This is a genomic window from Sphingobacterium sp. E70 (genome assembly GCF_019285695.1).
GTDB lineage: Bacteria > Bacteroidota > Bacteroidia > Sphingobacteriales > Sphingobacteriaceae > Sphingobacterium > Sphingobacterium detergens.
Genome location: NZ_CP079104.1, coordinates 529999 through 542776 on the forward strand (window position 1 = coordinate 529999; position 12778 = coordinate 542776).

11 protein-coding genes and 4 pseudogenes are annotated in these 12778 nt (G+C 40.8%); 6 read left to right on the forward strand and 9 right to left on the reverse strand.

Annotation, left to right across the window (positions count from 1 at the left end; genetic code table 11):
• Positions 1–19: 19 nt before the first annotated feature.
• The 4 genes and pseudogenes from KUH03_RS03905 to KUH03_RS03930 all read right to left on the reverse strand — a co-directional run bounded on the left by KUH03_RS03905 (position 20) and on the right by KUH03_RS03930 (position 3034).
• Positions 20–628, reverse strand: a complete 609-nt coding sequence (locus KUH03_RS03905; RefSeq protein WP_257091662.1) for a DUF5110 domain-containing protein — start codon at positions 626–628, stop codon at positions 20–22.
• Positions 622–1190: pseudogene (locus tag KUH03_RS03915) on the reverse strand (TIM-barrel domain-containing protein). The gene KUH03_RS03905 and the pseudogene KUH03_RS03915 overlap by 7 nt, the downstream one beginning before the upstream one ends.
• A pseudogene (locus KUH03_RS03925) lies at positions 1183–2396 on the reverse strand (TIM-barrel domain-containing protein). The pseudogenes KUH03_RS03915 and KUH03_RS03925 overlap by 8 nt, the downstream one beginning before the upstream one ends.
• A gap of 242 nt (positions 2397–2638) precedes the next feature.
• A complete protein-coding gene (locus tag KUH03_RS03930; RefSeq protein ID WP_257091667.1) occupies positions 2639–3034 on the reverse strand; it encodes a Dps family protein in 396 nt (131 codons plus the stop codon).
• Between the two features lie 197 nt (positions 3035–3231).
• Between KUH03_RS03930 and KUH03_RS03935 the strand changes: the two genes are divergently transcribed.
• The 6 genes from KUH03_RS03935 to KUH03_RS03960 all read left to right on the forward strand — a co-directional run bounded on the left by KUH03_RS03935 (position 3232) and on the right by KUH03_RS03960 (position 7836).
• Positions 3232–3837, forward strand: a complete 606-nt coding sequence (locus tag KUH03_RS03935; RefSeq protein ID WP_257091668.1) for a hypothetical protein — start codon at positions 3232–3234, stop codon at positions 3835–3837.
• Positions 3819–4004 (forward strand): hypothetical protein, encoded by a 186-nt coding sequence (locus tag KUH03_RS03940; RefSeq protein ID WP_257091669.1) that lies wholly within the window; start codon positions 3819–3821, stop codon positions 4002–4004. The genes KUH03_RS03935 and KUH03_RS03940 overlap by 19 nt, the downstream gene beginning before the upstream one ends.
• Positions 4001–4918 (forward strand): RluA family pseudouridine synthase, encoded by a 918-nt coding sequence (locus KUH03_RS03945; protein WP_257091670.1) that lies wholly within the window; start codon positions 4001–4003, stop codon positions 4916–4918. The genes KUH03_RS03940 and KUH03_RS03945 overlap by 4 nt, the downstream gene beginning before the upstream one ends.
• Before the next feature lie 462 nt (positions 4919–5380).
• Complete coding sequence (locus KUH03_RS03950) at positions 5381–5728, forward strand: carboxypeptidase-like regulatory domain-containing protein (protein ID WP_257091671.1); 348 nt, start codon at positions 5381–5383, stop codon at positions 5726–5728.
• Entirely contained in the window at positions 5713–6888 is a 1176-nt protein-coding gene (locus KUH03_RS03955) for a DUF5686 family protein (protein WP_257091672.1), read from the forward strand. The genes KUH03_RS03950 and KUH03_RS03955 overlap by 16 nt, the downstream gene beginning before the upstream one ends.
• Before the next feature lie 99 nt (positions 6889–6987).
• Positions 6988–7836 (forward strand): DUF5686 family protein, encoded by an 849-nt coding sequence (locus KUH03_RS03960; RefSeq protein ID WP_257091673.1) that lies wholly within the window; start codon positions 6988–6990, stop codon positions 7834–7836.
• A 527-nt stretch (positions 7837–8363) separates the two neighbouring features.
• On the opposite strand, the gene KUH03_RS48065 is transcribed toward KUH03_RS03960, so the two are convergent.
• From KUH03_RS48065 to KUH03_RS03980, 5 genes and pseudogenes are all read right to left on the reverse strand, one after another.
• A complete protein-coding gene (locus tag KUH03_RS48065) occupies positions 8364–8573 on the reverse strand; it encodes a hypothetical protein (protein WP_373564632.1) in 210 nt (69 codons plus the stop codon).
• Positions 8474–9283, reverse strand: coding sequence for an IS3 family transposase (locus KUH03_RS03965; protein ID WP_257091674.1), 810 nt, complete (start codon positions 9281–9283; stop codon positions 8474–8476). The genes KUH03_RS48065 and KUH03_RS03965 overlap by 100 nt, the downstream gene beginning before the upstream one ends.
• Positions 9207–9443 (reverse strand): hypothetical protein, encoded by a 237-nt coding sequence (locus KUH03_RS03970; protein ID WP_257091675.1) that lies wholly within the window; start codon positions 9441–9443, stop codon positions 9207–9209. The genes KUH03_RS03965 and KUH03_RS03970 overlap by 77 nt, the downstream gene beginning before the upstream one ends.
• Positions 9444–9854: 411 nt before the next feature.
• Positions 9855–11443: pseudogene (locus tag KUH03_RS03975) on the reverse strand (protein-disulfide reductase DsbD family protein).
• Between the two features lie 210 nt (positions 11444–11653).
• Positions 11654–12720: pseudogene (locus tag KUH03_RS03980) on the reverse strand (PLP-dependent cysteine synthase family protein).
• Between the last annotated feature and the right edge of the window lie 58 nt (positions 12721–12778).

The following is a 12778-nucleotide window of genomic DNA, read 5'->3' on the forward strand; positions in this document are numbered from 1 at the left end:
ATTACTTGATTGGCCATGTTTAACCCTCTATCAATATGTTTTCAAATTCACGTGCGACATTAATCCAATATCGCCCTTGTTCATCTTTTTGTATTTTTGTATCAATCCCATCTGTTTTCACCTTTTTAACAGCAAATGGTAGACCTATCAATTGCAACTTATACTCTTCATATCGCTCGGTAAATAATCCGTCGCGGGTCTGCTTGATAGAAAGGGAATCTTTTAATCCAGACAGTGTAAAACATTTTTCCAAATAGATATCTTGTTCATACGCAAACGTATCACCATGATCAGAATACACGTATGAACGATGTACTCCTTCAGAAAAATAGATATTCAATTGCAGTTCTTCCACTTTCTTTTCACCAGTGTATTGCATGACTGGATATTCTGGAATAACAGATCCACCACGAATAAATAATGGCATTTCATCCAGCGGTGTTGCGATAGTATGTTCCTTTCCACCAATATAAACCTCATTATTAAAGTAATAGAACCAGTCTCCCGCAGGAAGGTAAACGATCTTGCTCTTCTGACCGGGTTGCAACACTGGTGACACCAATATTTTATCGCCAAAACAGAACTCTTCTTCACGTTGCCAATTGGTTGGAATATGTTGCTCTACCATCGAAATGGACGCAAAATCGGATAACCATATTTCGTTTGTTCCCAAAAACAGGTATAGATATAGGGTAACAGTTTATATCGCAATTCTATAAACTTTTTATTTATTTTCTCCCAGTCTTCACCAAAACTCCAAGGTTCACGATCACGGGTATCCCCTGCGGAGTGCACACGCATAAATGGCGAAAAAACACCAAATTGCATCCACCTTGTAAACAGCTCCCCATCGGGTTCCCTGTAAATCCACCAATATCCGTTCCGCAAAAAGACATCCCTGACGTCGACAAACGCTGCAACTGCAGGGTGCCAAGCTTGAGATGCTCCCAACTCGCTAAATTATCTCCAGTCCAAACCGAAGAATAACGTTGTGTGCCAGCATAAGCCGCTCGTGTAATGGTAAATGGCCTTTTGTTTTTATACAATTTCTTTAAGCCATCATAGGTAGCACGCACCATCTGCATACCATAGACGTTATGTGCTTTGCGGTGCGATCCACGATGTCCATCGTATTGATGTCTGACATCATCTGGAAAAGTCCCACGACCAAAAACCGCTGGTTCATTCATATCGTTCCAAAACCTGCCACACCATCCTCCACCAGGCCCTGGTATAAGGTTCCCCACCACTGTCTGACCTCAGGGTTTGTAAAATCAGGAATTGACAGCGCCCAGGCCAGACAAATCCCTCCATAAAATAATCATCGCCACGGCGACAGAAATATTTATTCTCTTTACCTTCCCGAAATACCCAATAGTTTTCATCCACTTTAATTCCCGGATCAATCATGACCACTGTCTTAAAACCCTCGTTGGCAAGATCAGCAATCATTTTTTTCGGATTTGGAAAATATTGTTTATTCCATGTAAAACAGCGGTAGCCATCCATGTAATCAATATCCAGGTAAATGGCGTCACATGGGATTTGTCTTTTCTGAATTCTTCGGCCACTTTACGCACATTGGCTTCCGGATAATAGCTCCATCGACATTGATGATAACCAATAGCCCAAAGTGGAGGCAAATAGTGAGTTCCCGTCAAGGTATGATACCTACGGATCACGTCAATAATATGCGGACCATGGATATAGTAATATTGTAATTCACCACCTTCCGACCAAAAGCTAGTCTTTCCTGGATCCTCGGCAGCAAAATCGAAATAGGTCTTAAACGTATTATCAAAGAAAATACCATAAGCTTCACCATCCTTTAGTCCAATGTAAAAAGGAATGGTTTTATATAAAGGATCCTGATCATAAGCAAAGGCATAGGTGTCCGAGTTCCAATTCTTTAATCGCTTACCACGAAGATTAAGCTTAGTGGCCTTATCGCCCAGTCCATAAAATGCTTCATTTTCAAAAGCAACTTTAGTACTATAAACATAATATCCGCCAAAATCCGGACTTTCTTCCCAGTGCATTGGAGCCAAATCGGCATTAAACAGTTTACCCGCTCTGTCAGAAAAGGAAATCAAAAAGTCGCTTTTATTGATGCGACATGAAATGGTGTTTGTATGAACACTATAATGGTCTACCTCCTCTTTACATTGGTGTATACTGACGCGATGGTCTTTCTTTGCCAGGGCATAGGAAAAATCTTCCAAAAATGTCCCCTGTGGTGCCAATCGAACACGTACAATCTCATCCGTTACGATCTTAATCTCGACTTTTGCCTTACCATCGGAAAAATAGTATGATTTGTCATTTTGATTGTGGGATACAACTGTTTCGAGGTATTTCTTTTCAATTTTAGGTAAATCCAATACCGGATTATTCACATGATGATACTTTCCAAAGTACCATCATTTTCTTCCTCGTTTAGTGTGGTTTGATTTAGGTTGTCGTCTTCAAGCATAGCTGTAATATGTTAAAAGTTTCTGAAGGCTTAATTCCTCTTTAAGATAGAAAAATTATCCTGCGCCGACAACAAAACATAAAAAAATCCCGTTCCTTAAAAGGAGCGGGATTATCCATATCAGATGGGACTACATCTACTATTTTATAAAATGAGCGCGCAGCATCAAGCCATTTTCTCGTGTTTTTCCAACAAGCCCACCAAAAAATCTTCCGTACCATTATCAGCGGTTCCCTCCACGACAGCAATATCCCCACGAATTGACATCGCAATAGACTCGTGATCCGACAGCAGCTCTTTATAATAAGATTGACTATCTGTCTTTTCAGATGTTGATTCTGTCAAACGCGTTAATTTTAGATATTTATCAAATGTACCTACCGCATAGTGACCCAATGTACGTACACGCTCCGCCACTTCATCAATAACTTCTGCCAACTCATCGTATTGGGATTCTAAAAATAAATGAGCAGCGTGAAAATCAGCTCCTTCAACATTCCAATGCGCATTGCGTGTTTTCATATAAATAATATGCTCATCGGCCAATAAGACATTGAGCAATTTCGCAACTTTTTTAAGTCTGCATCTTTAATTCCAATTGAAGTTTTCATATTGTGTTTATTTGTTAACTATATCTTTTAATTGCTTAGTTAAATTTACCCAAAAAGAAGTGGAAACAAAAAAACTGGGCTTAAAATGTCATTTCAATAGCATAATAACCGTATTTTTGCAGGCAGAATATTATTAGAGGGAAAACTGTGGGTACTTTAGACAACAACGCTTATTTTCATGCATTCAAAGAGGATATTTCGGGTATCGAACTCCCCCTGCGATTTACCTTTCCATTTTGTTATGAACCACATGCGCTAGCCATTATCGCTGCGGAAGAACTTCAAACTTATTTGGAGACGCAAAACGAGTGGACGCATAACTTTGGTCTCGAAGAAAATAACGATAGTCTTGCCATAGGCAAGATGTTTGGCATACTGGTTGTCCGCGATCAACAGCATCGGCTCGGATACCTTGCCGCTGTATCCGGCAAGCTTGCTGGCAGCAATAAACACCAATACTTTGTTCCCCCAATATTTGACATGCTGGAAGAGGATGGCTTCTTTCTGAATGAAGAGGTACACTTAAATGCTCTCAACAGGAAAATTGAATTTCTTGAAAACAGTGAAGAACTTGAACAGACAACAAGCAATCTCAATAGATTAAAAGGCTATTGGGACACACAGCTTGAGCTGCTCAAAACAAAGCTTAGAAGTCAGAAAAAGAACGCAAGGAAACCCGAACAAGATTGCGTCCCCTCCTATCGGATGAAGACTTCGAAATGCTCATGGAGGATATGCGCAGTCAAAGCCTAAAAGACAAACAGGAACTCCAACGCTATCAGTATGACATGCATCTGGCGCTGGAATCTGAAAACCTTAAGCTCCAACAATTGCTTTCCGAGATTTCTGCATTGAAAGAAGAGCGTAAGATACGATCTGGAAATTTGCAAAAGAGACTTTTGAACAATATAATTTTTTGAATGCAACTGGGCAGCACAAGAATGTTGTTGCTATTTTTCAGGACTTTGACCAAAGCACGCCACCCGCGGGCTCCGGAGAATGTGCCGCACCGAAATTATTGCAATATGCCTACAGCAACAACCTTACACCCATTGCCTTGGCCGAATTCTGGTGGGGTTGCTCCCCTTCCTCCGAAATCCGCAGGCACAAAAACTATTACCCGGCTTGCCGTAAAAAATGTGAACCTATTTTAGGTTATATGCTTCAAGGACTAGACGTTGACCCGAATCCTATGCAACAGGAAACAACACTGCAAACGGAGCTCCCGCAAATCTATGAAGATGAAGATATTATCGTCTTCAATAAACCAGCTGAGTTTTTGTCTGTCCCTGGGATATACGTCAAGGATTCAGTCTACAATCGTGTACTCCAACGTTATCCTGCAGCGGGCCCTATTATTATTCATCGGCTGGACATGTCCACTTCAGGGCTGTTGGTTGTTGCTAAGAATAAAGAAGCCCACCAATTTATACAGGATCAATTTATACAACATACCATTGCAAAAGAATATATCGCTTTACTCGATGGCATTGTTGAACAGGAATCTGGTCTAATTGATCTCCCGCTCCGTGTGGATCTCGATGACAGGCCCCGACAAATGGTCTGCTACAGCTATGGCAAGCCTGCACAAACCAAATGGGAGAGAATCGCAATTGAAAACGGCAAAACAAGAGTTCGTTTCTATCCACTAACAGGCCGGACGCATCAACTTCGCATGCATGCCGTACATCCAAACGGACTGAATACACCTATTCTCGGTGATGATCTTTATGGCAGAAAATCCAATAGATTACACCTCCACGCCGCTTTTATTAAGTTTATACACCCAGGTTCCAGACAGGAAATCAGCTTTCATATTCCTCCTGATTTTTAACGCAATTGACTATATCGTTACAAAAGTCAGCAAATATTTGATCGGAAAATCATCGTGAAGTCAAAATGTGGATGATAAATTATTGACCTAAATCAATAATTTGAGACAAACAGCTGCAAAACAACCATTTAAACCCAAAAACGATTACGCACATCTCCTTTATTACATTACAATAAAATTTTAATTATTCTTAATTTTTTGCTTCCTTTGTTCACTGATTTTTTGATTTTAATACTTATAAAGTCAGAAATAAAGTAAAAACAACAAAACAATTTTGAATTTTCAAGATTATAGCAATATAATGGAAGCTAAAATAAACACAAAAACCTTCATAACTAAACTCTTTTTCTCGATAACATTTCTGCTATCAGCATCCATGGCCTTTGCTCAAACCAAAACGGTTACAGGTACGGTCAAAGACGCAAAGACAAAGACCCCATCGCTTATGCCACCGTCGCTGTAGTGGGTGCGCCTGCTGCTGCGGGAACTTCTACGTCGACCAACGCGAATGGAGAGTTTAGGCTGGTATTTCCGACATCTTATGTCAAAATCAGAGCAAGTTATGTCGGTTATGATAATAAGGATGCTTTCGTGACCAATGATGCTGTACAGTCAAAAGAAATTCTGATGGACGCACAAGACAATATGCTGGAGGAAGTTGTTGTCAAAGCCCAGAAGAAAAAATATAGCAATAAAGACAATCCCGCAGTCGCCCTGATCCGTAAGGTTATCGAAAATAAAGAGAAAATCGCCTATCGGGACAGCAATACGCCGAATTCGATCAATACGAGAAGATGTCTTTGGGATTAAGCAATCTTTCTGAGAAGTTTGTCAACAAAAAAATCTTTAAAAACTATCAATTTCTTTTTGAAACAGACGATTCGGCCAAAACGGCAAATAAATATGTGTTACCGGCTTTTATCGAAGAGAAAATGTCCAAAGTGTATTACCGTAAAGATCCAAGTAAGACCAAGCAGTATATACTCGGTGATCAACGGGCACAGTTTGACCCCAAATTTATCGATAATGATGGTCTAGCAGCATACTTTAACAAGCTCTACGAACAAGTTGATATCTATGATAATAACATCTCATTGGTAACAAATCAGTTTTTGAGTCCGATAGCAAACTCTGCACCTACATTTTATAAATTTTTCATCACTGATACCATTAAAACTTCTCAACCTTGGTTGGTTGAGCTGAGCTTCGTTCCCCGCAATAAAGCAGACATGTTATTTAAGGGCCAGCTGTATGTCACGTTGGATGGTAATTATGCCGTTCAGGGTGCTAATATGACTGTTGCCGATGATATCAACCTAAATTTTGTGCGCGACCTTCAGATTCAGCTCAAATTTGAAAAAGATAGCAAGAGCAGATTTTACCTGAAAACCAGTACATTAGGCATTGATTTTTCACTAACGGAAAAAGGGATGGGAATTCGAGGAAGCCGGACGGTCAACTATAATAATTATAAAGTTGGTATTCAGCAAGCAGATAGTATTTACGATGGTCCTTCTACGGTTATTGCTTACAATATCGAAAATAAGAAAGCAATCAAATCGTTATTTGAAACACAACGCCCATTGGCTTTGGCGCAAAATGAATTGAATATTTACCATAATATTGACACGCTACAGAAAATACCTTCGTTCAGAACCTTCATGGATATTGCTGCCTTGGTTCTTTCAGGTTATAAACAAGCCGGACCTGTAGAAATTGGCCCAGTGAACACATTCTACAGCTTTAACCCTGTTGAAGGATTTCGCTTGCGCATAGGTGGTCGTACAACAGAGGCATTGAGCAAACGCTTCTATGCCGAGACCTATGCAGCCTATGGCTTCAAGGATCAAAAGTGGAAGTACTTTTTAGTGGGACCTATGCTTTCAATAACAAATCAGTATATTCCTTCCCTATGCACTACATCCGGGCGTCTTATAAAAAGATACCAAGATCCCTGGACAAAAGCTTGAGTTTATTCAGGAAGACAACTTTTTACTATCCTTTAAACGTGGTGATAATGACCGTTATATCTACGAAACTAACTACGGTTTGGAGTATAAAAAGAATTCTTGAACCATCTGGCTATTGGTGCCGGATTTAATATCAACAAACAATCTCCAGCAGGTAGCTTAACCTACCAGATGTTGGATGAAAATGGACAAAACAAATTGTTCAACGAATTAAATACAACAGAATTATCGGTCAACTTCAGATACGCGCCGCATGAAGAGTTTTATCAAGGTAAAATCTACCGTACTCCGATTTTCAATCAATACCCGATATTCACATTCAACTATACAGCAGGAATAAAAGGCCTGGCAAAGGGAGAATATAATTACCATAGTTTTAACGTCGGTGCATTCAAACGCTTTTATTTAAGCCAGTTTGGCTTTGCAGATGTCACAGCAGAAGGGAATTACATTGCCGGAAAAGAGATTCCATTTCCTTTTCTAACGATCCACCGGGCAAACCAGACTTATGCGTACCAGTTAAACTCGTACAACTTAATGAACTTCCTGGAATTTGTCAGTGACCACAACGCTTCCATCAATGTGCAGTATTACATGAACGGATTCCTATTGAATAAGATCCCATTGATCAAAAAGCTTAAATTACGGGAGGTCTTTAGTTTCAAAGGTGTTTATGGTGGTCTTCGCAAAGAAAACGATCCAGACGATCCAAATTATGGCTCTAAAGTGTTTGCATGGCAACGCAATGCAGACCAAATTCAAAGTTCATATACATTCGGTTCTGAACCTTATATGGAGGCCAGTATCGGTTTATCCAACATCTTTAAGATTTTGCGTGTAGACTACGTCAAACGTCTAAATTATCTTGACCATGTTGATGCTCCAGCTTGGGGATCCGCGCCAGAGTCAGATTTGATTTCTAAGAGTTTCCGTAAATTTATATTATAATTTTGAGGCCCTGTCGATTGAGAGAATGACAGGGCCTCTTTTTGTTCTATTGAACAAATCCGGCCGGCGGGGTTCATCTCAACTTTGATCAGGTATACAAAGTTAATCAGAAAACCTCCGATAACGACTCGACTTTGCACCGCGACAGCTATGCAATATCGGGTTGTCCATTCCTTGACAACTGTTCAGCTGAGTTTCGAGATCGCTTCGACTAGTCTTCGGAACTTCTTCGACTGTTGTTCGAGTGTGCTTCGGGAGCGCTTCGACTGGCCTTCGACTATTCTTCGACAAGAAGTCGAAGACCAGTCGAACAGTTGTCGAAGAAATCCCGAACCAGTTCGGACGCTGTTTCGAAGCTGTACCGAAAAGATTCCGAACAACTCACAATGAATATCCGAATGTCTTATACTGAAATAGGTTTACATCTACCGAACAGATTACTATATAGATTTTACATCCTATTTTTTTCTACTGGATGTGGGTGTCATTGTCTGTTTTCTTACTGTTATCAGTTGTCCTTTCCCTTGCTACTGTTTCCCTGGTTTTGCTGCGGAACTTTTTGCTTCGAGGCTACGTCTTTGAAACACTTTGGGCACTTTTTGGCTCTGCCATTCCTGATGGGCCTGCTGTGGAGATATCATGTTGCAGGACATATGTGGCCTAAAATGATTGTATATATTGACTGCTTTGACCAGCTGTGCAAGCGCCGTTTTGTAGTCCGGGAAAGTTTCGGCCATCCGATATTCGTTTTTAGGATACCATTTAACCTTTCTGCCACGGCATTGTCGTATGGGCTCCCGGATTGCGTCATGCTTATTGCAATCCCATTTTCCTGCAATATATTGACATAATTTGTGCTGCAATACTGGATGCCGCGATCGGAGTGGTGGGTCAGACTGCTCTGTGGGTAGATTCTATGTGATATGGCCATCCTGAGCGCTGATATACAGGCCTGGGCTGTTGGTCTGTGGGTAAGTTTGTAGCCCACGATCTTTCGGGAATAGGCATCTGTGACCAGGCAGAGATAGATCCATTTGTCCCGGATGCGGATGTAGGTGATATCACTTACCCATATCTGCTCGGGACGCAGGGCCTGCCTGCGCTGCACAAGGTCGGGCCACTTTTTGAAACGGTGGTCGGATTGGGTGGTGATGGCATACCTGCGTTTGCACTTGACCAAAAGATCATTCTCACGCAACAGTCGGAAGAAAGCATCCCTTCCCAGTCCAGCCATCGCGCTGCCCATTTCTTTGGCCAATATGCTGCGGAGTTTAAGGGTACCCATGCGATGGGAGTCCTTCCGAATTTCACGTACCCGCTCCAACACAAGCCCGCTGCGAACAGAATATTCCTGCTCTCTGCCCATATATTTATAATAGGATTGCCTTGTTCTGCCAAATAGTCCACAAAGTCTGGAGACCGAAACATTCTGGTAACACGACTTCATTTCCCGGACGATTTGGCCCCAGACTTTTTACAAAATCAGCCCCATGGAGCTCCTCCGCTTTTTTGATCAGCATCTCCAGGGCAATAATCTTAAGGTTCGCCTGGAAAAGTTCATCCCTGAGATCCTGCTCATTTTTCACCCCGGCATCTTCTGATTCCACAGTCTGGGAACTTCAAGCTCCAGATTGCTTTCCCACTGCTGGTACCATTTCATAAAATAACGCGGAGTGGCTTCCCCAGGAAGATTGTACTTCTGGGCAAGTTGTGAATAACTCAGCTTGCCGGCAAGGTATTCTCTGGAAACGAGGATTTTGAAGCTATCACTGTAAACTTGCTGTCCCCTGATTTACGTTTTGTCATACGCTTTTTCATAATATTAAATTTAAGATTTTAATATTCGGTTTTTGTAAACCTTTTTCAGGAATGGACAGAAGAAATCCCGCGTAGGTCATGAAAAATGATAGGAAAAAATTCCTATGCCGAAGAAAGAAAGAAAGAAAGAAAGCATGATCAAAAAACAAAAAAATCCCCTTGCAAACAGCAAGGAGGATAAAATTAGAATATGACGATGGTTAGTTTTTCTTTTTAAAAGCATCTACACCGCTCTGTAGAAATGCCTTGTATTGTTCAACATTGTAATTTGCGCCACTTTGAGGAACCAATATCTGACCATTTGGGTCGACGATTACATATAGTGGTTGCGAATTACTATTGAATGATGAAGCTTGAAAATCGCTGTTTTTATTTCCGATAGTCTTTTTTTTTATTACTATACTTGGAAACATATTGCTCATTGGCAGGCAATTCAGTTTTATCATCCACAAATAACTCTGCCATAACAAATTCTTCTTTCAACAATTTGGCTACCGCAGGATCTGTCCATACATTTGCTTCCATTTTACGGCAGTTGACACAATTCCATCCAGTGAAGTCTATTAAAACGGGTTTGTTAAGTTCTTTTGCTGTTGCTAAAGCCTGATCGTAATCATAATAAGGATCAAAGCCCTTTGGTGTACCACGCTCATGGAATATCTCTGCATATTTTTTAACTTTTCCATCCGTATGTGCTGCGGAGCCACTTCCAACTCCGGTAGATAAATCAAAATCTTGGGTTGCAGATGGCGGTAAAAAGGCTGAAATAGACTTCAAAGGTGCACCCCATAAGCCCGGAATCATATACACAACAAAAGAGAAAACAACAATAGCCAATATCGTTCTTGGAACGGACAGAAATTTAAGATCACTATCATGAGAAAACTTAATCTTACCTATCAGATAAAGCCCCATCAAACCAAATACTACAATCCATAGCGACAGAAACACCTCTCTGTCTAACCAATTCCAATGGTAAGCCAAATCTACATTTGACAAGAATTTCAAAGCTAGCGCCAATTCTAAAAATCCAAGTACCACTTTAACACTGTTCAACCAGCCGCCTGACTTGGGCAGAGATTTAAGCATCGATGGGAACATCGCAAATAACCCAAAAGGAATTGCCAAAGCGATAGAGAATCCTAACATACCAATGGCTGGGCCCAATCGTTCACCTTTTGAAGCAGCTTCCACCAACAGAGTTCCGATGATCGGACCCGTACAGGAAAACGATACCAACGATAAACTAAATGCCATAAAAAATAGACCAATAAGCCCACCTTTATCCGATTTGGCATCCATTTTATTGACAAATGAACTCGGTAAAGTTATTTCGAATGCACCGAAAAAGATGCGGCAAATACCACTAACAGTAAGAAGAAGATAAAATTAAAAATTCCATTGGTTGAAAGTGCGTTGAGTGCATCAGAACCGAATGCAATGGTAATAATCATCCCCAAAGCAACATAGATCACGATAATAAAGAGACCATATAATAAAGCCTTGCTGATACCACTGGCGCGACTACCAGACTGTTTGGTGAAGAAGCTCACCGTCAACGGAAGCATCGGAAATATACATGGCATCAATAAGGCAGCAAAGCCCCAACCAAGCCCGCGATGAAAATACTCCAAAGCGATTTTTTACCGTTTTTAGCAGAATCTCCCGCATTAGCGGTCGCAGCGACCGTTTTGCTGGAATCAACACTTGCCGTCACCGTGTCCGGTGACTCTTCGAATGATAGCGAATCCGGACTGATTGTACCATCCGTAAATTCGATACCTTCCATATTAGCCGTGCTATCCTGCTGCGCAAACATAGCGAGAGGAAGAATAAGCAGGAGTAAAAGGATTAATAGTTTAAAATTAGTTTTCATCAGCGTATAATGTGTTTTTCATAATTTATTTGCTTTGAGACCTATTTATCGTTCCAATGTAAATAAAACCCGAGGAGTATGACGCTCCCCGAGTTAACTATAAACATATGAAACTAAATCTTATTAGGCTCCAAATACAGGATTTGGTAGTCTACATATCGGTTGAAAGCCCAGAAAATCAACATCACTGGATAGATATCCCGGTTTAACAGGCTCTTCCTTAACCAAATCTGTGCTTAAATATTTTTTATTATCATCACATAGTAGCGTAACGACTACTGCACCATCCCCAGCTCCTGTTGTAACTTAATGGCACCAATAACATTTGCGCCCGAAGAAATCCCAACGGCAAGTCCCAATTGCCTTGATAATTTCTGCGCCATAATGATCGAATCGCCATCATTGGCACAAACGACCTCGTCCAATTCATTCAGATCAACAATAGCCGGTATAAATTCATCAGATATACCTTGAATACGATGTGAACCTACTTTATGTCCTGTTGTCAATGTTGGACTCTCCGCAGGTTCCAAAGGATGTACACGAACACTTGGATTCGCCTTCCGTAAACTACGTCCTACCCCCATAACCGTTCCGCCTGTTCCCACTCCTGCTACAAAGGCATCTGCCACTAGCCCCTGCTCTTCCAATTGTTTGACAATTTCGTAACCAGTCGTTTTTTCGTGTGCCTCCGCGTTATATTGATTTTCGAACTGTCTGGGTAGAAAAACCCCACCCGCAGCAGCAAGCTCTTCACTCAAACGAATACTGCCCAAAAAGCCACCCTCTTCTTTGCTGATCAACTGAATATCAGCGCCCATACTTCTAATAATATCGGTACGCTCTTTACTCAACCAATTCGGCATAATAATCTTCACCTGATGCCCCAAAGCCTTACCAATTGCTGAGAAGGCAATCCCAGTATTTCCACTTGTAGCTTCGATAACAACATCTGTTGGTCTAATTTGGCAATTCATATATGCTTTATACAAAATATACAAAGCCATTCTGTCTTTGATACTACCTGTTAAATTGTAATTCTCACATTTTACAAATACCCGGCCTGGCTTACCTTTGTAGGTATACTGCAATTCCAACATTGGCGTGTTTCCAACCAATCTCCACAAATGCTTAAATCTTTTGTCCAATGCAGGTGATAAACATGCACTTAGTAATTCTTGTTCAGCCATTTTTATATAAATGATTATTCTGTTGCAAAATTGACCAATAACAAGATATTATTCAATA